20 protein-coding genes are annotated in these 18,177 nt (G+C 48.8%); 9 read left to right on the top strand and 11 right to left on the bottom strand.

Annotation, left to right across the window (positions count from 1 at the left end):
- Nucleotides 1-51: 51 nt before the first annotated feature.
- The gene (locus G8759_RS23930) at nt 52-504 is read right to left on the bottom strand and encodes a GNAT family N-acetyltransferase (RefSeq protein WP_167213690.1); all 453 of its coding nucleotides are present in this window, start codon (nt 502-504) and stop codon (nt 52-54) included.
- A gap of 76 nt (nt 505-580) precedes the next feature.
- The gene (locus G8759_RS23925) at nt 581-1,615 is read right to left on the bottom strand and encodes an RluA family pseudouridine synthase (RefSeq protein WP_167213687.1); all 1,035 of its coding nucleotides are present in this window, start codon (nt 1,613-1,615) and stop codon (nt 581-583) included.
- A gap of 125 nt (nt 1,616-1,740) precedes the next feature.
- On the opposite strand from G8759_RS23925, the gene G8759_RS23920 reads away from it, so the two are divergent.
- Nucleotides 1,741-2,670, top strand: a complete 930-nt coding sequence (locus G8759_RS23920) for a 1-aminocyclopropane-1-carboxylate deaminase/D-cysteine desulfhydrase (RefSeq protein WP_167213684.1) — start codon at nt 1,741-1,743, stop codon at nt 2,668-2,670.
- A gap of 13 nt (nt 2,671-2,683) precedes the next feature.
- Here G8759_RS23920 and G8759_RS23915 read toward each other — a convergent pair whose 3' ends face one another.
- Both G8759_RS23915 and G8759_RS23910 read right to left on the bottom strand, forming a co-directional pair.
- Nucleotides 2,684-3,637 carry an L-threonylcarbamoyladenylate synthase gene (locus tag G8759_RS23915; protein WP_167213681.1) on the bottom strand — a complete coding sequence of 318 codons (954 nt, stop codon included), beginning with the start codon at nt 3,635-3,637 and terminating at the stop codon, nt 2,684-2,686.
- 369 nt (nt 3,638-4,006) lie between these two features.
- Entirely contained in the window at nt 4,007-6,280 is a 2,274-nt protein-coding gene (locus G8759_RS23910) for a hypothetical protein (RefSeq protein ID WP_167213678.1), read from the bottom strand.
- Nucleotides 6,281-6,716: 436 nt separating this feature from the next.
- Here G8759_RS23910 and G8759_RS23905 point away from each other — a divergent pair, with 436 nt between their 5' ends.
- From G8759_RS23905 to G8759_RS36215, 3 genes are all read left to right on the top strand, one after another.
- Complete coding sequence (locus G8759_RS23905) at nt 6,717-7,073, top strand: YciI family protein (protein ID WP_167213675.1); 357 nt, start codon at nt 6,717-6,719, stop codon at nt 7,071-7,073.
- A 48-nt stretch (nt 7,074-7,121) separates the two neighbouring features.
- Nucleotides 7,122-8,393, top strand: a complete 1,272-nt coding sequence (locus tag G8759_RS23900) for an RNA polymerase sigma factor (RefSeq protein ID WP_167213672.1) — start codon at nt 7,122-7,124, stop codon at nt 8,391-8,393.
- Between the two features lie 65 nt (nt 8,394-8,458).
- On the top strand, nt 8,459-8,584 hold the full coding sequence (locus G8759_RS36215) for a hypothetical protein (RefSeq protein WP_262889773.1): 126 nt from the start codon (nt 8,459-8,461) through the stop codon (nt 8,582-8,584).
- 70 nt (nt 8,585-8,654) lie between these two features.
- On the opposite strand, the gene G8759_RS23895 is transcribed toward G8759_RS36215, so the two are convergent.
- Nucleotides 8,655-9,611: an EamA/RhaT family transporter gene (locus G8759_RS23895; protein WP_167213669.1), complete on the bottom strand. Its 957-nt coding sequence runs from the start codon at nt 9,609-9,611 to the stop codon at nt 8,655-8,657.
- Between the two features lie 139 nt (nt 9,612-9,750).
- Between G8759_RS23895 and G8759_RS23890 the strand changes: the two genes are divergently transcribed.
- Nucleotides 9,751-10,308: a DUF4142 domain-containing protein gene (locus G8759_RS23890; RefSeq protein ID WP_167213666.1), complete on the top strand. Its 558-nt coding sequence runs from the start codon at nt 9,751-9,753 to the stop codon at nt 10,306-10,308.
- Nucleotides 10,309-10,396: 88 nt separating this feature from the next.
- Nucleotides 10,397-11,068 carry a PorT family protein gene (locus tag G8759_RS23885; protein ID WP_167213663.1) on the top strand — a complete coding sequence of 224 codons (672 nt, stop codon included), beginning with the start codon at nt 10,397-10,399 and terminating at the stop codon, nt 11,066-11,068.
- Nucleotides 11,069-11,100: 32 nt separating this feature from the next.
- Here G8759_RS23885 and G8759_RS23880 read toward each other — a convergent pair whose 3' ends face one another.
- A complete protein-coding gene (locus G8759_RS23880) occupies nt 11,101-11,469 on the bottom strand; it encodes a hypothetical protein (protein ID WP_167213660.1) in 369 nt (122 codons plus the stop codon).
- A gap of 7 nt (nt 11,470-11,476) precedes the next feature.
- Complete coding sequence (locus tag G8759_RS23875; protein ID WP_167213657.1) at nt 11,477-11,941, bottom strand: hypothetical protein; 465 nt, start codon at nt 11,939-11,941, stop codon at nt 11,477-11,479.
- A gap of 157 nt (nt 11,942-12,098) precedes the next feature.
- On the opposite strand from G8759_RS23875, the gene G8759_RS23870 reads away from it, so the two are divergent.
- Entirely contained in the window at nt 12,099-13,250 is a 1,152-nt protein-coding gene (locus G8759_RS23870; protein ID WP_167213652.1) for a serine hydrolase domain-containing protein, read from the top strand.
- Between the two features lies 1 nt (nt 13,251).
- Here G8759_RS23870 and G8759_RS23865 read toward each other — a convergent pair whose 3' ends face one another.
- On the bottom strand, nt 13,252-13,989 hold the full coding sequence (locus G8759_RS23865; protein ID WP_167213649.1) for an EcsC family protein: 738 nt from the start codon (nt 13,987-13,989) through the stop codon (nt 13,252-13,254).
- Nucleotides 13,990-14,098: 109 nt separating this feature from the next.
- On the opposite strand from G8759_RS23865, the gene G8759_RS23860 reads away from it, so the two are divergent.
- A complete protein-coding gene (locus tag G8759_RS23860) occupies nt 14,099-14,821 on the top strand; it encodes a murein L,D-transpeptidase catalytic domain family protein (protein ID WP_167213646.1) in 723 nt (240 codons plus the stop codon).
- 12 nt (nt 14,822-14,833) lie between these two features.
- Nucleotides 14,834-15,400, top strand: coding sequence for a carboxymuconolactone decarboxylase family protein (locus tag G8759_RS23855; RefSeq protein WP_167213642.1), 567 nt, complete (start codon nt 14,834-14,836; stop codon nt 15,398-15,400).
- Nucleotides 15,401-15,475: 75 nt separating this feature from the next.
- Here the strand turns inward: G8759_RS23855 and G8759_RS23850 are convergent, their stop codons facing one another.
- The 3 genes from G8759_RS23850 to G8759_RS23840 all read right to left on the bottom strand — a co-directional run bounded on the left by G8759_RS23850 (nt 15,476) and on the right by G8759_RS23840 (nt 18,126).
- A complete protein-coding gene (locus G8759_RS23850; protein ID WP_167213639.1) occupies nt 15,476-16,045 on the bottom strand; it encodes an RBBP9/YdeN family alpha/beta hydrolase in 570 nt (189 codons plus the stop codon).
- Between the two features lie 284 nt (nt 16,046-16,329).
- Nucleotides 16,330-16,887 (bottom strand): carboxymuconolactone decarboxylase family protein, encoded by a 558-nt coding sequence (locus tag G8759_RS23845; RefSeq protein WP_167213635.1) that lies wholly within the window; start codon nt 16,885-16,887, stop codon nt 16,330-16,332.
- A gap of 24 nt (nt 16,888-16,911) precedes the next feature.
- Nucleotides 16,912-18,126: an MFS transporter gene (locus G8759_RS23840; protein ID WP_167213630.1), complete on the bottom strand. Its 1,215-nt coding sequence runs from the start codon at nt 18,124-18,126 to the stop codon at nt 16,912-16,914.
- Nucleotides 18,127-18,177: the final 51 nt, after the last annotated feature.

Genomic DNA, 18,177 nt, shown 5'->3' with positions numbered 1-18,177 from the left:
AGATTTTAGGAAACGGGTCTTTCTCCCTGCTCCGGGCATCCTGTCCCCTGTTCAAAAATCCAGATGACAGTTCGTCCAGCCGTCGTCGAAACGGGTACCAAATTGCTGATAGAAGCCAATAGCAGGCTTATTCCAGTCAAGTACCTGCCACATCATGCCCGTGCAATGGGTCTCATGAGCCATCTCAATCGTGGCGTCTAAAAGTAATTTTCCGATACCATAACCGCGAAAATCTTCGGTAACGATAATATCTTCCAGGTAAAGACGCTTGCCTTTCCAGGTCGAATACCGGAAATAATACAAGGCCATGCCAACAATTTTCTGACTTTCAGAATCTTCAGCGACAAGCATCCCGAAAAGCGGATTGGCTCCGAAACCATCATCGGCCATCTGCTCGGCGGAGTTGGAAACCTGATCAGCTGCTAATTCGTAAACGGCAAGTTCAGTTACAAGAGCAAAAGCTTGTGGAATGTCGGTACGGGTGCCAGGACGAATTGAAATCATGGGTATAATGTAGTAGAGGATCTATAAAATGAAGGATGGGCTTATAGGAACGATGAGCAGACTGATTGCAACGTGTTCATTGTGCATTGGCAATTAAATTCTTCCATTTACTCAGGGTAGCCTGAAAATCGTCGGGGAGGTCAGAGTCGAACTGGAGCCACTGGCGACTGCGTGGATGGATAAAACCTAATGATTTTGCGTGTAATGCCTGCCGGGGTAATAGCTTAAAGGCGTTTTCGACAAAGGCTTTATAGCTTCCGACCGGATTACCCCGCAGAATGCGATCACCGCCATACATGGCATCGTTGAATAAGGGATGTCCAATATGCTTCATGTGTGCCCGGATCTGATGCGTACGGCCAGTTTCCAGATTACACTGAACCAGTGTGACGTAACGCAGGGCTTCCAGCGTTTTATAATGCGTAACAGACCATTTGCCTTTGGCCTCGTCATCATAGATCACCTGCACTTTTCGATCCCTCACGCTTCGACCGATATAACCCGTGATGGTACCGTCGGCTGGCTCCGGCTGTCCCCAGACAAGCGCATTGTAGGTTCGCTCGATACTGTGGTCAAAAAACTGCCTTGCCAGGTGCGTCATGGCGTATTCCGTCTTGGCAATAACCATCAAACCCGATGTATCTTTATCGATCCGGTGTACCAGGCCAGGCCTGATATCACCATTTCGGGAGGTGGGCAGATTCTGGAAGTGATAAACCAGTGCGTTGACCAGCGTACCATCCCAGTTGCCGTGGGCGGGATGCACGACCATACCGGCTGGTTTGTTAAGCACCAGCAGATCGTCATCTTCAAATACGATGGTCAGCGGAATGTTTTCCGGCTTGATATCGGTGTCGCGGGGCGGGTGAGGCAGCGAAACGGTTATAACATCTGCCGGTTTGATTTTGTAGCTGGCTTTGGTGATTTTACCGTTTACCTGTACGGACTCCACATCAATAGCAGCCTGAATTTTGGTGCGCGTGGCATTCTGGAGCCGGTCCATCAGGAACCGGTCGATGCGTAGCAGGCTCTGGCCTTTATCGACCACAATGCGGTGATGTTCGTATAATTCGTCGTCTTCGGGTAATTCGTCTTCCGTTTCCGCTACCATTTTCTCAGATTTGCAGATGTAGCATAGCCGAGGGTGTTGCGCAGCTTCAGGCTAGTTTCGATGCCTGTATGCTGATAGCCTCCCGGCGAGCTATTAAAATCGTATAAACAGCAAAAATAAGGATTATGGACGAACTTGCCCGGCAACTGTCTGAATTAGCTGGTAACTCGCCGGTCCAACTGCTCAATGATCCATTTCCTGAACCAGTCGGTATTCGGCTTTTCCTGAAACGGGACGACTTGCTGCATCCCCTGGTATCTGGCAACAAATGGCGAAAGTTGACTTATAACCTGCTGGAAGCTCAGAGGCAGCACCTGAACACATTGCTGACTTTTGGTGGAGCCTATTCTAACCATCTATATGCGACGGCTGCAGCGGGGCAGGTATTTGGTTTTAAAACCATCGGCATCGTACGAGGAGAGGAACTGGCCAATTCGTCGCGTAATCCGACGCTGGCCTTTTGCGAATCGTGCGGAATGACCCTGTATTTTATAAGCCGGGCCGAGTATCGACAGAAAGATGATCCGGACTTCCAGGCCGACCTGATAAACCGATTCGGACCCTGTTACCTGATTCCCGAAGGGGGGACCAACGAACTGGCGATACACGGTACGGCCGAAATCATTCCCGAATTAATTTCCCAGTTGGGCCGTATTCCCGACTATGTGTGTTGCCCGGTCGGAACGGGTGGTACGGTTGCCGGTCTGGCGCGATCGGCCCCGAAAGAAACAGTGGTGTTGGGGTTTGTGGTGTTAAAAGGGCTTGACCTGACTACATTATATTCTGAACCGATAGAAGCAGGTCTGGCTCTTGCCCGGCCCAGACAAGTTGACTATCCTTTTGGCGGATATGCTAAAACTACGCCCGAACTGATTGATTTTATTAGGGCATTCGAGCGGAAAACAGAAGTTAAGCTTGAACAGATCTATACCGGAAAAATGCTCTACGGTATTTATGATCTGGCCCGTCAGGGCTACTTTCCCAACGAGGCTACGGTCGTAGCTGTTCATACCGGTGGCTTGCAGGGGCGCAGTAAAGAACTGGAAGCTGACTAATTTTTTCAGGGTTTCAGTCTTGTGCCGATGCCCGTTTCAAACGGTCGTTGATTGCCCAGCCCAGCCCCTGATTGGGAAGCTGTTCTGCGTAGATAACCTTAACGGGAAGCGCATCAAGCGTTCTTAAGTGTGCAAACAGATTTTTAGCCGCTTCGTTCAGGTCACCGGTAGGGGATAGTACCCGCTGATTATCAGGTGATATGCCTCCAAAAAGCTCTCGGAAAGCCAGTGCTCCGGCATGTTTGTCGGGCTGAGGACTTTCGCCCGGTTTAAGCAAAACAAGTGGTTTACGCGGAGCATAATGGCTGCTTAGCATGCCAGGAGCATTGGGGTTCGAGGTCGAATGAGTTCGTACATCAACTGGCCCGATGATCCGTTCGATTTGCTCAAGGGCCATGCCACCCAGCCGGAAAACAGTAGCCTTTCTGTTCTCAAATCCAATAATTGTCGATTCCAGACCAATGCTGGCCGGGCCGCCGTCCAGAATGTATGGAATCTGATCGCCCAACTGATCGGCCACGTGTTGGGCCGTAGTTGGGCTAATGTAGCCAAATGGATTTGCACTAGGAGCCGCTAATGGGAAATCAATCGAGCGCAACAGGTCTAGCGTGAGCGGATGGTTGGGGATGCGTACGGCAACGGTAGGCAAACCCGATGTAACGAGATCCGAAATATGGTCGTGCTTCGGTAAAAGCAGTGTCAATGGCCCAGGCCAGAACAGCTGGGCTAGTTTTTGGGCCGGTTCGGGAACTGAAGTGACAAACTGTTCGACCTTGGTCAATGAATCGGTATGAATAATCAGCGGGTCGAATGCCGGGCGGTTTTTGACCCGAAAAATAGTCAGCACTGCATCCGGATTAAAGGCATTGCCAGCCAGTCCATATACCGTTTCGGTCGGAATTCCGACAACATTACCTGCTTGTAAAAACTCGGCTGCTACACGAACATCCGTGCCAATCTGCGTCATGGGCGCAAAGGTACGAAGTTTTCCGGTGGTCTACGTGGGAGCGTGCTTTCAGGTAGTGTATCAGTTTGAATTTAGTCAGATATATCCAGTCAGGTAAGCTTGTGTCGAATCGTTTGGTTGCGGCACAATAGGGCAGGCTAATAATTAGTAATAAAACCACAATCAGAGGTTTTAGGCTATACCTTTGCATTATGACTTTCGTACAGAAACGTGCCACGGTTTCTGATAATGTTCTAAATAACCACCGTCCGCGGTTGCGGTGGCATGCTTCTAAGCGAAAGTCCTACTGCTTTTTTCTCGAACAAAAGGCCCAAATCATTACGATTCGGGCTTTGGCTTTATATCCGGAAACAGGTCGGGTTGATTTGATTAGTCAGTCTTCAACACCCGCACCACTTCCGTTTGGCCTGGGATACTCACCTGAAGCAGATGCACTCCTGGTGAATGGCCAAGCCTTACATCAAGTCGCTCAGTAGCAGCCGCCTGCATAATATGTCCCTCGCTCACGGGGTGTCCCTGTTGGTTGAGTAAGGCTACGAACAGGGGCTGGCCTTCAGCCCCACTCACCTCTATGTGTACCATCTCGCCTAAGACTGGGTTGCCCAGTACCTTCACAATCAATCTATGGTCTGGATCAGTCGCACTAAGTCGAGCCCGACCACAGGCTGTTTTCAGGTTCCACAAATAGGTCACGGTCGTGCCGTTCTGCGTGGCCTGGAGCAGAATCGGTTGGGTATCGTTGGCCGTGCGCAGTTCTGTATCTACGAACTGATCCGGATTAGTCGTTGATCCCGTAATGCCAATAGCGAAGAAGGTGACGGGGCTGCCATCCCCTCCGCTGCTGTTGAACCGAAATGCCCCTGTTGCACAGTTGTAAGTTGGCGCTAACAGCGTCAAAGTGCTGCTTGGGGGAGTGGACGTGACCGGGCACTGAGCGCGGATGTCCCACAGGTAGGTCACGGTTATCCCGTTCTGGGTAGCGTGGAGCAGAATTGGCGGTGCATCGCTGGCAGTGCGCTGATCCGTATCGACAAACTGGTCAGGTGAAGTGGTTGGCCCAGTGATACCAATGGCGAAGAAGGTGATGGGGCTGCCATCTCCCCCGTTGGTATTGAATTGAAACGAGCCTGTTACACAGTTATAAGTTGGCGCTAGTAATGTCAGTCCTCCTCCTGGTTTGTTGACCGGGCACTGAGCGCGGATGTCCCACAGGTAGGTTACGGTTATCCCGTTCTGGGTAGCGTGGAGCAGAATTAGCGGTGCATCGCTGGCAGTGCGCTGATCCGTATCGACAAACTGGTCAGGATTAGTCGTTGATCCTGTTATGCCAATGGCGAAGAAAGTGATGGGGCTGCCATCTCCTCCGCTGGTGTTGAACCGAAAAGCTCCCGTTGCACAGTTATAAGTGGGTGGCATTAGCATCAGTGCCCCTCCAGTTACGGTGAGTGTGATGGCTTTCCAGGCGGATAGGCCGCTGGGTGTTTGGGAATTGACCAGGGTTAGATTCATCACTCCTGAAGTGAGGGGCGTCCCCTTAATGGCTGACCCAAAGCCAGAACCTTGTTGAACGCTCAGTCCATTGGCAGGCAGCCCCGTCACATTGACAGTGGTCGTAACATTAAGGGGGATCAGAAAGGGCAGATCGAAGCTGAAAGGCACCCCTACGGTGGCCGTCGCGCTGAGGGGAGGGAGCGGAGGGTCAATCGTCAGTGTGATGGCTTTCCAGGCGGATAGGCCACTGGGTGTTTGGGAGTTGACCAGGGTTAGATTCATCACTCCTGCGATGAGGGGCGTCCCTTTAATGGCTGATCCAAAAACGGAGCCTTGTTGAACGCTCAGTCCATTAGCAGGCAGCCCCGTCACATTGACAGTGGTCGTACCGTTGAGGGGGATCAGAAAGGGCAGATCGAAGCTGAAAGGCACCCCTACGGTAGCTGTCACGCTGAGGGGAGGGAGCGGAGGGTCAATCGTCAGTGTGATGGCTTTCCAGGCGGATAGGCCACTGGGTGTTTGGGAGTTGACCAGGGTTAGATTCATCACTCCTGCGATGAGGGGCGTCCCTTTAATGGCTGATCCAAAAACGGAGCCTTGTTGAACGCTCAGTCCATTGGCAGGCAGCCCCGTCACATTGACAGTGGTCGTACCGTTGAGGGGGATCAGAAAGGGCAGATCAAAGCTGAAAGGCACCCCTACGGTGGCCGTCGCGCTGAGGGGAGGGAGCGGAGGGTTGACGGTGAGTGTGATGGCTTGCCAGGCAGATAGACCGCTGGGTGTTTGGGAGTTGACCAGGGTTAGATTCATCACCCCTGCGGTGAGGGGCGTCCCCTTAATAACTGACCCAAAGCCAGAACCTTGTTGAACGCTTAGTCCGTTGGCGGGTAGGCCCGTCACATTTACAGTGGTCGTACCATTAAGGGGGATCAGAAAGGGCAGGTCGAAGCTGAAAGGCACCCCTACGGTAGCTGTTGCGCTGAGGGGAGGGAGATCAGCGGCCGGAGTTAGTAGCCTGAAGATCTCACTGGAATGAACCAGATGGCCAGGCTCGATTCGGCCTGGGTTGTCTTCCGCCCGTAAGTTCCAGGAAAAGAACAGGATCAACCCAATTAACCAACTAATTGACCGAGTTGTAGACGTATTATTCATAACCGGTGTATTTAGTATTAGGATGTCTATAAGAGAAGTGAGTAATTCTACTTAATTCTGGGTAATAACAAGCTTACTTGTGTACCAACGGTAAATAACTTATTGAATCATCGGAAATTATACCTACCTGTATACCAATAAGTTATATAGGTGCTTTAAGGGAAGGTGCATCTTATCGTTACATTATAGACTGATGCTGCTTCCTGCTATTACTTACAGAGGCTTTATCATCTGGTTAGCTTTATGTCAAACTGAAGCATTACCGACTGTTAAGTCAGTCTCCTCATCGGTGGTTAATAGTTGGATTAGTCGAGTCAGGAAGCCGGATTAAAAAAATTTCAAAAAAATAATTCAGTTGTCCGGATTTAGAACATCCGTTCGTCTTAGAGGTGAAAAACAAATTCAATATCTTTCAATCCTTAAACAGACAAATAGAATGGACAAATTCATGCTTATCTTCCACTCGCCATTTTCTCAGGAGCAGAACTTTATGGATCAGTCGCCGGAAGCGATGCAGGCCGAAATGGAAAAATGGAATAAATGGATTGGTGGTATTGCGGCTCAGGGCAAACTACTTGGAACGGAGGCCCTTATGCCTACAGGTAAGCTTATGACCAAAGGCGGTCAGCTGGTTACGGATGGCCCTTACACAGAAGGAAAAGAAATCATTGGGGGATACATGCTCCTCAATGTAGCCAGCATTGAAGAGGCTACTGAGTTAGCCCACGGCTGTCCTCTTTTCGAAAGTGAAGGATCGTCGGTAGAAGTACGCCCTATTGTTAACTTTGGCTAAGTCAGTATAAGCCCCTCCTCCAAAAGGGGAGGGGCCATTTTAGTATCAATGCCAGATTCTGCTACCGTGTCGCCCTCGACGACGCCAAATCAGTTGGTTGACCATCTGTTTCGCCATGAGGCTGGACGGATGGCCTCGGTATTGACGTGTATGCTCGGTTTCGATCGACTTGATCTGGCCCAGGATATTGTGCAGGAAGCGATGATGCAGGCTTTGCAAAGCTGGCCCTTTCAAGGTATTCCTGACAATCCAAGAGCATGGCTATACCGGGTAGCTAAACATAAAGCTCTGGATGTGGTCCGTCGGGAGAAGCGATTTCATCAGATCAGTTTGGAGGTTGATTACCTGAGCAATCAGGAAACGGCCGAAGCTATGGTCAATCACTATTTTTTTGATGACGAAATTACCGATAGCCAGCTCCGAATGCTGTTTGCTATCTGCCATCCAGCTATTGCCGTAGAATCACAGATGGCCATGTGTCTGAAGATTTTATGCGGACTGAGCGTTCATGAAATTGCCGTTGCCTTTCTAACCAACGATGAAACCATTACGAAGCGACTCTACCGGGCGAAAGAAAAAATTCGTCAGGATGGAATCCGACTGGAGGTGCCAACGGGCACGCAGCTTACTTCTCGGCTGGATACGGTGCTGAAGAGCATTTACCTGCTTTTTAATGAAGGGTATAACTCATCACATCCAGATTTACTTATTCGCAGGGATTTGTGTGAAGAGGCTATGCGGTTGTGTCTGTTACTGGCCCAGACGCCAAAAACACAGTTTCCTGCCGTCCACGCGCTGCTTTCGCTAATGTGTTTTCAGGCGGCCCGGTTCGATGCCCGGACAGACGAAACCGGCGCAATTGTGCTACTTCCCGATCAGGATCGCAGCCGCTGGAGTCAGCCTTTAATTCAGAAGGGGCACGAGTATCTCGACCGGTCGGCTGAAGGCGATGGGCCGGGCGAATATCATCTGGAGGCTGGTATTGCCATGATTCATTGCGTGGCTCCAACCTATGAAGCGACGGACTGGTCGACTATTCTGCTGTATTATGACCTGTTATTGGCTCGAAAGCCGTCGCCAGTTGTTGCGTTGCATCGGGCAGTTGCGCTGGCAAAGGTCGACGGGCCGATGACGGCCATTCTGGAAGTTTTGGCGTTAAATGGATTGGAGAAGAGCCATCACTACCACGCTATTCTGGGTGATCTTTATGAACAAAGTGGTCAATTAGAATCAGCCCGGCAGGCTTATTGTCGAGCCCGCTCGTTGACGACTTCCGTTAATGAACAAGCGTTACTGGACCGCAAACTGGCTCGTCTCTAACAATCCGCAACAACGGTGTTTCCTGCACCGCATTCGTGGTTATCTTTGCCCGAAAAACGACAGCCATGAACGAGCGGTTCAAAATATGGCTCAAGCGCGTAGGTTGGCTGGGCTTCTTATTTTTTTTGATCAAAGGCCTGCTCTGGCTATTGATTCCATACCTGATTGCCAAAGGAGTCTTTTCGAAATAGTCGCCTGATTTAATCCTGATAACGAGGTAGTTCGAAATTGTATACCTTTCGGGCGGACGTTTTCAACGAATCATTTTGACAATTCTGCCAACTCCTGCCACGAAATCAAGCTAATCGCCAATACGGCCAGTGCCAGCCCGATTTTGTTGGCGATAGACAATTGCTCCCGGAAAAAGACGGCGGCCATGAGGGCAGCTATCAGAATGACGCCAATGTTATAGAGAGGATACACGAACGCACCGTTACCGCCAAACTGCGACAAGGCCAGCAACAGGGTATAGAAACTCAGAAAATTCGGCACGCCAAGCGTAACAGCACCAATCAGATTACGGCCCTGAATAACCTCTTTCCCCTGCATTACCCGAACGATCAGCATGACCAAACCCGCTACTACTGCACCCAGAACCATTGTCAGCATGACAACAATGGTTTTATCGGCCGAAGAAATGTAGCGAATGTTCATGTAATTGATCATCGTATTTGTGGCCCCGTAAAATAAAAACACCGCTACTGGCAACAGCACGTTTGCACCTAACCGACGTGGTGTAATGGGCGAAGGAATTGGTTGGCCTTCCAGCACGGGTGTCTCTACAGATAATTCGTTGGATTCTTTTTTGTACGTACTCAGGCCAACGGCTACCAGGGCCAGTACTAGCCCAAGGTAATTCAGGGCGTCAAAAACTTTACCCCCCACCTGAAAGACAAAAAGGCTAAAACAGACCGGAATGACCAATGACAGGTTATTCGCTAATGACGTTACTGTGATTCCCATACGCTGGGTAGATGCACCCGATAGCATAAACGTCAGGATAAAGCCGACGCCTAAACCCAGGGCAAGCCATGTCCAGGTTTGCGGAAAATCAATCGTGAACGATTGTCCGGCGGGCAACAGCAGATAGCCGGTCAGAAAACAGATGGGATAATTAAAAACAATGGCCTGAAATGTATTGACGTCGTACTTTGGAAACAACCGGAAGTTTAGCAGTAGCACTACTGAAAGCAGAACACTTAAAAACAAAAAAAGCATACGAAAGGACTGGTTATCAGGTAGGAGAATGCGGCCAAGTGGCCCATAAAATAACTCACTGCACACAGTCTAAACAATACGGCTCAGGGGAAGTTTTATTTAAAGTTCTGTATATCAACGTTATAAAAACAACAAGACCATGAAAAAGACTATTCTTCTGGCCATGCTCATTGCCAGCGGGCTTACACTGCAATCATGCGGTACTAGCGAAAAGAAAGACAGTGAAGAGCGCGCTGAACAGGCGAACGAAGATAAAAATACATCTGACGATGATGATTCGGAGTTTGCCGTAAAAGCCGCAAGTGGTGGAATGCTTGAAGTTGAACTAGGCCGTATGGCACAGGAAAAGGCACAAAGTCAGCAGGTTAAAGACTTTGGTGCTATGATGGTGAAGGACCATTCGCAGGCCAACGACGAACTGAAAGCGCTTGCTGCCAGTAAGAACATTACTTTGCCAACAACGCTGGGCGAAGAGCACCAGAAACATGTTGATGAGCTGGCCAAACTGTCGGGCAAGGATTTCGATAAGAAATATGTGAGCATGATGGTAGATGATCACAAAGAAGATGTCGACGAATTTGAGGAAGCCAGTAAGGATGGTAAAGATCCTGATATTAAGGCTTTTGCTTCGAAAACAATACCAACCCTAAAAGAGCATCTGGATAAGATCAAAGCCATCAATGATGCCATGAAGTAAGAGACCTGAACCTCAAAAAAGGGCACTGCCAGTTGGTCGGTGCCCTTTTTTGTTTTATTTCACCCCCAAATGATCGTGTACTACGCTTATGACCAAACTGTTCTGTTCATTTCTATGCCTGCTACTACTACAGGCTGTACCTTCGTTTGGTCAGGAAAAATTATCCATTTCGGCGACAGTAACTCCTTTATACGTTCATACTGCCTATAATCGGCTTTATCTATTCCCCGACAGTGATGGGCAGGTTGTTGAACCTGTTTATCTGCCTGGCCCAATTGGTACAGTGGGTTATTCAGCTGGTCTGACGGGTTATTATACATATGCTCCCGGCTGGTCGGTGTCCGCCGGAATCTGGTATCGATACCTGCCGACACGTGTCGCCCGGCTGCCCATTGCGGGTGAGGGCAACACGGTCATTCGGAACCGGGGCATTCGGATTCCGCTCATGATCAATTGTCGATCATCTACAAAACAGTTATCACCTTATTATACGCTGGCCCTGCTTGTAGATATTCCGTTCTCGTCGCGGGTAATTGCCGAGCGTGAAGATCTGCCAACGCAAAAGCTCCGGCTCAACCCAGATCCCGGCCCGATCTTCAATGCGATGATTGGCGCTGGTGCCGTTTATCAGATCGACGCAAATCTGGCACTGACAGCACAGCCTACCTTGACTTATCGATTAGGGCGATTTGGCGGTTCACACACCGATAAGCGCACGTATGAACTAGGTTTGCAGACACAATTGATCTATACATTCTGAAGCAAACAGTTGACTGTTGCCAGAAAAACGCTCTACTGCATCAGATCAACATCATACATTCCTCGGGGAACGCTCCAGTAAAACTGGTAGTTTTTTCCCGCCACCAAGGAATACGTTAAAGGTAGTTTCCCCGTATTGGCCATATACAGATTCAGGTATGACCCTCTTACGGGAACAGCTTTCCGCTCACCGGCCGATAGCTGATAGGTAGCCCATTGTGCTCCCGGCGTATCATACCGCAGTTGAAATTTCAGTAGATCTTTTGTGTTGTTCAGCAACGTAACGACCGATTGCTGACTATAAATTTTTGGTGGCACTGCTCGTTGTGGTCGCTGTACTACCTGTGGATAAACCGCCGTAACCATCATAACCATATTTACCAGCATCATAATCGTTTTCATTTTGTATTCAGCGTTTGACTTCGTCCGTTGGCCCACCTTTTGTTAAGCCACTTCGAGCGAGCATGTACCCGGCTATGGTACCCAGCAAGCCAGTGGCAGCCGCCGTTCTTGTATTATCATTGGTCCCCATTGACACAAAAAGAGCCCCGACAATAATGAGTGTAACGGTCAATAGCCGGAGCGCATCGAAGGCATCCATCTTTAACGCATCGCCCATACTCTGAATAAAAAAGATCTCGCCAATAATGGCCAGTAGACCAAAGCCAAGAATACACAGCGCCAGAATACTCTGCTCGCTCATGTGGTCTGGGGCATCCGTCTTGTGCTCTGGCGAATTCACCTGGTTCAGGGGAATAAAAGCGGGCACATCCGCAGCGACAGAAGCGGGATTCTGCACCGAATCGACCGTTGGCTGCCCACACGTAAACGAACTGATCAACAACAGACAAATTCCCAGTAGGTAGGTTTTCATGGTAGGACGCAGTTAGCTATTATGGTGTATCTTTAGTCGAAAATCAACTCATAAAAGGAAACAACAGAAACTTATCCAGGAACCTTAAACTAAATGGCTACTGAATAGCAATGCAACGAAGGCCCGCTATTCACTATCTTTCCGAAAATCGTTGCCAATGAACTCATCTACACTACGTTTGGGCAATTTATGCTACTGGGTTTTCCTCTTTCTGGTCGTGATTCAACAGGCTTTTGGCCAATCGGCACCAACCAATACAGAGTTTTCCCGGTTGGATCAGCGCATAACCCAATTAATGGATAGCGCCCACGTACCCGGTCTCTCCATTGTGCTGATTCGAGCGAATAAACGTGTTTATAGTAAAGGATATGGCTTAACGAAAGCTGATTCGACCCAGTTGATTACCCCTACTACCGTGTTCGAAGCTGCGTCGCTCAGCAAACCAGTATTTGCCTATGTGGTATTGCAACTGATTGAAGAAGGCAAGCTGGATTTAGATAAGCCTTTGTATGAATACATGCCTTATCCAGATGCTGCGGCCGACGAACGCTACCAAAAAATAACGGCTCGTTTAGTATTGAGCCACCGATCAGGTTTCCCGAACTGGCGCAAAAAAAGAGAATCGAACCAGCTTTCGATGGTTTTTTCACCGGGTGATCGATTTGGCTACTCTGGCGAAGGCTTCGTTTTTTTACAAAAAGTGGTCGAGAAAATTACGGGCAAACCCATCAATGAACTAATGGAAGAGCGGGTGCTGAAACCACTGGGCATGACCAACAGTGGGTTTGTCTGGAAGTCGACCTTCAACAGCAATTATGCGCTGCCGCACAACGAATCGAGCGAAACGGAGACCAAATACAAACCTTCGCAGGCAAACATGGCCTATTCCCTTCACACTACCGCTGTTGATTACTCCCAATTCATTCTGGCTCTTCTAAAGCCTTCGGGTTTAAAAAAGACGACCATAGAAGAAATGTTTCGTCCACAGAGTCAATTACCGAAGCGGTTTTCTGGCTCAGATACACTGGCTCCGGGCTTATTCTGGGGATTAGGTATTGGCCTTGAACAAACACCAACCGGAAGCTATTTCTGGCATTGGGGCGATAATGGTGCATTTAAATGCTATGTCATGGCAGAGCATAACCGCAATGATGCGGTGGTTTATTTTGCCAATGGATCGAACGGTTTAGATTTTGCTGACGAAATTCTAAAACAAACGATTGGTGGTCAGCACCCGGCGTTCGGGTTTTTAGGCATTAACTGGCGGGAAGAAGTGCGCAAACAGGCCAATAAACGGGCGGAAAAGTAGGTTAGGTCAACAGGGATTCGTTTTCTGCCGCCCACCGCATTCGATACGCATTCATAGCCGTACGCCCAAGCTGGCTAACAAGCTGATAGTTGGCCACAATGCCCACCGCAGCGCCAATGCCCGGAACCAGTTGTGCCATTTTAACCAGATCGATATAATCGCGGTATTCCTGCTGAAAGGTTAGCCAGTCGAACTGATTGATATCATCGGGAAGCTGGCGGCTATGTTCGGGCCAGTCAGCAAGGTAACGGTAAACGACCTGCCTGCGCTCCTGACTCGAAAAAGCCAGTTGAAAAATGTAGAGTATATAAACCCGTTCGCGGTAATCGCTAACCGAATGGCCGTAAAGAGCAGCAATTTCAAACAGCAATTTCATTTTTAGCCCCAGCAACAACGGAAAGTCGGCTAGTCCCAGCAATAATCCTCCTGCCCCGGTAACTCCTCCTTCGGCGGCTCCGGCCTTTCGGTAAAAGTTGATTCGGTCAACGACAGCTGCTTCACGCTGGGGTAAAGTCAGACCTGTTTCGGGTAGCCGATTCAGAAATTCAGCTCCGAACAGTACCGCCCGCGTCATTTGCTTAATGGTTGCTGTAATCAACTGATGAATACGCCTGGGAATGATGCGATTGATCCGTCGTTGAACCGCAGTAGAAAGCCGCCCAAAGGTCGATGGGGGCTTTTGCATGGCCCGTTGCCAGCGGGTCAGTTCTGTTTGAACAGCTTCTTCGTAGGGAGTCATAAGAAGAATTTCTGGTAAAAAGATAGTAGTTTAGCGAATTAAAATGATCCGAACCGGGTTTTATTAGTACATTTCCTATCACAAATCCCAACAACGCCCGCTAGTGCTTATGAAGAAAGTCGTTTGGCTTCTGGCAGTTCTTGCGTTAGCTTATTTTGCAAGCACCGGACTCAAATCTACTCGTAGTGTTGTAGCCGCGTCTACCACAATCAAAGCTGCTCCCAAAGTCAGGAGTTTTGCAAAGCTTGACGTATATGATCAACTCAATCTGGCCCAATCTGGTTTACAGAAGAGCGTTTTTGAGTATGCAATACGGGGGTGGCAGAAAATTGACACGACAAAATCTGTTATTTCAATTGTCGATCTGAGTCAGCCATCCAACAAAAAACGGCTCTATGTGGTTGATTTGGCAAACAAAAAACTCCTCTTCAATACATATGTGTCGCATGGTCGTAATTCCGGTGATTTGATTCCCAATCAGTTCTCGAATACGAATTCTTCCTTTCAAAGTAGTCTGGGCTTTTATCAGACACTCAATACCTATATGGGAAAACATGGTCTGTCACTTCAGTTGAAAGGATTGGAAAAAGGCTTTAACGACAATGTCTATAATCGTAACATTGTGCTGCACGGAGCCGACTATGTTTGTGAAGATTTTATTCGTAAAAACGGCCGTCTGGGCCGCAGTCAGGGTTGTCCCGCAGTACCTTATTCTCTGTCAAAGCCGATCATTGAAGCCGTAAAGGGAGGAACCTGTCTGTTCGTTTATTCGCCTGATCCGAATTATTTGCAGCAGTCCACGTTTCTGACCGACGCGTTTGCTACCCTGTAAACTTTCGTTATCATGCCCCATATCCCGCTTGAAGCCCACTTGCCGGGTATAACCGGCTTGCTAGAATACCGCCAGGATTCTGCTCAACCTATCCGCGAACTGACTCAACTGTTGTTACGTGGCGAATCGACGCTGACCGAGGGCGAACGGGAACTGATTGCTACCCTGGTATCGTCCCGCAACGAATGTCGATTTTGTACCACAGCCCATACGGCCGCTGCCGACCGCCTGCTGGGCGAATCAGAGACGTGTGAATTAGTAAAGCAGGATTACGAAACCGCACCGGTTTCAGATAAAATGAAGGCTTTACTACACGTGGCCGCTCTGGTGCAGAAAAATGGCAAGGAAGTAACACCAGAAGCCGTTGAACGGGCAAAAACCGCGGGTGCTACCGACCGTGAACTCCATGATACGGTTTTGATTGCTGCGTTGTTTTGCCTCTACAATAAATATGTAGACGGACTCTCTACAGTAACGCCAACCGAACCGGCATTCTATGCGCAACTTGGTGAACGAATCACAACGCATGGCTATAACCGTTTAAAGCACGGCTACGATCATCTGAAGGAAAAAGCCTGAATTGTTAGAAGTCAAAGGAGCGAACCTGGAATACTGCGCCAATTCATTATAGGATCTTCGGCAGTAGAGAGTGGGTCAGCCTATCATTTCTGCAAATCCTTCTACCACTCCTGGCTCGATTTTACTGTTAAAATGGGCCCTCTGAGGATATACGGTCACGCTGGCTCCTAAACGATCGACCCATAACTTCTGGTTTTCTGCATAATTTGACGTATAGGGATCGTTATCTGACAAGACTACCTTTGTAAACTTCACCCGCTCGGCAAGTGCACGATAATTAAAACCTTTATTGGCCATCCACGGTTCAATGGTTTCCCAAGGTTTGTCAACCATAAACCAGGCTGCAACCAACAGAATACCTCCAATTTCAAACGATTTATCCTGCTCCAGTCTCGCCATAAGATACTGTATTACAGCCTGACAGCCTACACTGTGGCCAATAAAATAGGTCAATTTATCTACGTAAGAAATCTGATTTAGCAAATGCTGAATTGTTGCATCCACATCGGGCTGATTCCAGTTCGGCATGTCCAGTACGATGACCGAGAAGCCATATCGTTCCATGATTTCGGCACCAAACCAATCATACCAATCTGAATGAATTTTGCCACCCCAGCGTGGAATCAAATAAATGGTTGGTTGCATGGATGTTTCTATTTCGAAATGGTTTAGATAAACCCATCGTTATATAGGACAAAGATCACATAGATCAGCCAAACCCAGGACCTATTATCCCCTGGTTCGGCTGCTGATTTTCAGTTGAAGCTAACCAATAACTATGGATACTTTTGCCTTTTGGTGAGCGCTACTAAGTACTACTTGTGAGCGTATTGGCAGTTAAAGAAAAATATGTCCCCACCCGCAGAGCAGGCGGGGAATACGGTTAACTTAACCTATGAGTTATTGATTGTTTGTATCGTTGCGATCAACTAGTTAGCGGGTGGCTGTGTTGCTGGCAAGACGTAACCATGTTGGGCTAGCCGCTCTCCCATGGGTTCGTAGACCGCCGAGTCAGTGGGCGACAGAGTGGCAAGGCCATCAACATAGCGATTGAACATACAGAACGTGGCCGCAATCAGTACGGTATCATGGATGTCACGGTCACTCGCTCCTTGCTGACGGGCGATCGCTATGTCCGTATCACTGACGGTTCGGGCATCGGCCTGAACGTGCCCGGCAATGGTAAGCAGGGCTTTTAGTTTATCTGAAATCGGAGCAGTTTTGTATTCGTCCAGAACAAAATCCACTACCTCCCGGTCTGGTCCAAATAGAGCCCGGGCCGCTGCGGCATGACTCTGTGTACAGAAATTACAGTTGTTACGAGCCGATACATAGGTCGCAATCAGCTCGCGTTCAGCCTGACTCAGGGGCGAATCGCCCCGTAATAAAGTTTGAGCAAGCTCATAAAGTGATTTTCCCGTGTCGGGTCTATACATAACCAGACTACGAATACCGGGAATACCTTCTGGAAGTTGAATATGAGGCATTTGATTTATTTTTTTGCGTAGAAATCAAACAGATGTTGCTCGGCGGCTAAACCAGGTCACGGTAAATGCCAGTGCAAACGTTAATGAGAAGAAAAGCAAGGCGTTCCCCAGGCCGCCAAAAACGGCAACCAGCGAACCAACAAAAAATACACCAGTTGCTGTCAGTACCCGACCAACGTTAAAACTGAAGCCTGAGGCAGTTGCCCGAATGGCAATTGGAAACAGGAGAGGCACAAAGCTTGATAATGTACCCTGGCTCACGCCAAAACAGAGCGAGAGGAGCGCCGTTTCTGCATAAATTAGGGGCGAAAACGTCTGATTCGTGCCAAATAACAACCAGCAGGCAAACAGGCAACAGGCAAATGTACCCAGCAATGTAGTTCGCATCCCTAGTTTATTGACTAAGAGCCCGGAGACAGCACCTCCCAGAATTCCCCCTATACCAAACAGCATCATGGTTATGCCACGAGCCTGTCGCGCATCGGCATCAGTCACAAAAAGGGTTTGTATCCAGGATGGAGTCCACGAAAAAACCGCCCATAAACCAATCAGTACAGCGCTGAAAATAAGCGAACCCTGTACTAAATTAAGGCGATATTGAGGTTGCCAGAGCGATTGCGTACTCGATTTTCCGGTACTTCTGGTTGCTTGCCAATGACGGGATTCTGGCAAAAGTTGTGCCACTAGCAGAGCTAACACGAGTGGAATCACACCCAGCCAGAAGGCCGTTCGCCACTGGGCAAACAGCAAATTCATACTGCCCGCCAGAACGATACCAACCGGAAACGACATCGCCAATAACCCAAGTATTACTGCACGACCACGTTCTGGCCAGATTTCTGACAGATAGATTGTCGTTATTACCAATACGCCACCCACACCCATACCAGCCATAAACCGGAAGGCAGCCATCATTGGCCAGCTACTTGCCCATACACACAGTAGCGTAAAAAAACCGACTAAAGCAGTGGCTATCGTTAAGGACCGAACCCGCCCTATACGGTCGGCAACCAGGCCAAAACCCAATCCACCACCTACCCATCCATATAGAAAAGCAGCATTAAGCACTGCACCCGACGAGGCATTAGCCCCAAATTCGGGCAGAATAACTGGCAGAAACACCGATAACAGTGTTGAAACGGTACCACCCATCACGTAACATCCGAAGCAAAGCCCAAACGCAAACCAGTTGGTCTGGTCGGTAATAGTTTGGCGGGAAGATGTAAGTACTTCATCCATGAGGTTTCTAATTTTCGGTATATGGTATTTTGTTATGGCTTGCCAATCCGG

Source organism: Spirosoma aureum, assembly GCF_011604685.1.
Taxonomy (GTDB): Bacteria; Bacteroidota; Bacteroidia; order Cytophagales; family Spirosomataceae; genus Spirosoma; species Spirosoma aureum.
Note: the sequence above shows the minus strand (reverse complement) of the source record. Positions and strands in the feature narration are given on the sequence as shown.

What these genes read in the sequence shown, in the direction of transcription:
- G8759_RS23930 (WP_167213690.1), bottom strand. Translation starts at nt 504, where the DNA reads ATGATTTCAATTCGTCCTGGCACCCGTACCGACATTCCACAAGCTTTT.
- G8759_RS23925 (WP_167213687.1), bottom strand. Translation starts at nt 1,615, where the DNA reads ATGGTAGCGGAAACGGAAGACGAATTACCCGAAGACGACGAATTATAC.
- G8759_RS23920 (WP_167213684.1), top strand. Translation starts at nt 1,741, where the DNA reads ATGGACGAACTTGCCCGGCAACTGTCTGAATTAGCTGGTAACTCGCCG.
- G8759_RS23915 (WP_167213681.1), bottom strand. Translation starts at nt 3,637, where the DNA reads ATGACGCAGATTGGCACGGATGTTCGTGTAGCAGCCGAGTTTTTACAA.
- G8759_RS23910 (WP_167213678.1), bottom strand. Translation starts at nt 6,280, where the DNA reads ATGAATAATACGTCTACAACTCGGTCAATTAGTTGGTTAATTGGGTTG.
- G8759_RS23905 (WP_167213675.1), top strand. Translation starts at nt 6,717, where the DNA reads ATGGACAAATTCATGCTTATCTTCCACTCGCCATTTTCTCAGGAGCAG.
- G8759_RS23900 (WP_167213672.1), top strand. Translation starts at nt 7,122, where the DNA reads ATGCCAGATTCTGCTACCGTGTCGCCCTCGACGACGCCAAATCAGTTG.
- G8759_RS36215 (WP_262889773.1), top strand. Translation starts at nt 8,459, where the DNA reads ATGAACGAGCGGTTCAAAATATGGCTCAAGCGCGTAGGTTGGCTGGGC.
- G8759_RS23895 (WP_167213669.1), bottom strand. Translation starts at nt 9,611, where the DNA reads ATGCTTTTTTTGTTTTTAAGTGTTCTGCTTTCAGTAGTGCTACTGCTA.
- G8759_RS23890 (WP_167213666.1), top strand. Translation starts at nt 9,751, where the DNA reads ATGAAAAAGACTATTCTTCTGGCCATGCTCATTGCCAGCGGGCTTACA.
- G8759_RS23885 (WP_167213663.1), top strand. Translation starts at nt 10,397, where the DNA reads ATGACCAAACTGTTCTGTTCATTTCTATGCCTGCTACTACTACAGGCT.
- G8759_RS23880 (WP_167213660.1), bottom strand. Translation starts at nt 11,469, where the DNA reads ATGAAAACGATTATGATGCTGGTAAATATGGTTATGATGGTTACGGCG.
- G8759_RS23875 (WP_167213657.1), bottom strand. Translation starts at nt 11,941, where the DNA reads ATGAAAACCTACCTACTGGGAATTTGTCTGTTGTTGATCAGTTCGTTT.
- G8759_RS23870 (WP_167213652.1), top strand. Translation starts at nt 12,099, where the DNA reads ATGAACTCATCTACACTACGTTTGGGCAATTTATGCTACTGGGTTTTC.
- G8759_RS23865 (WP_167213649.1), bottom strand. Translation starts at nt 13,989, where the DNA reads ATGACTCCCTACGAAGAAGCTGTTCAAACAGAACTGACCCGCTGGCAA.
- G8759_RS23860 (WP_167213646.1), top strand. Translation starts at nt 14,099, where the DNA reads ATGAAGAAAGTCGTTTGGCTTCTGGCAGTTCTTGCGTTAGCTTATTTT.
- G8759_RS23855 (WP_167213642.1), top strand. Translation starts at nt 14,834, where the DNA reads ATGCCCCATATCCCGCTTGAAGCCCACTTGCCGGGTATAACCGGCTTG.
- G8759_RS23850 (WP_167213639.1), bottom strand. Translation starts at nt 16,045, where the DNA reads ATGCAACCAACCATTTATTTGATTCCACGCTGGGGTGGCAAAATTCAT.
- G8759_RS23845 (WP_167213635.1), bottom strand. Translation starts at nt 16,887, where the DNA reads ATGCCTCATATTCAACTTCCAGAAGGTATTCCCGGTATTCGTAGTCTG.
- G8759_RS23840 (WP_167213630.1), bottom strand. Translation starts at nt 18,126, where the DNA reads ATGGATGAAGTACTTACATCTTCCCGCCAAACTATTACCGACCAGACC.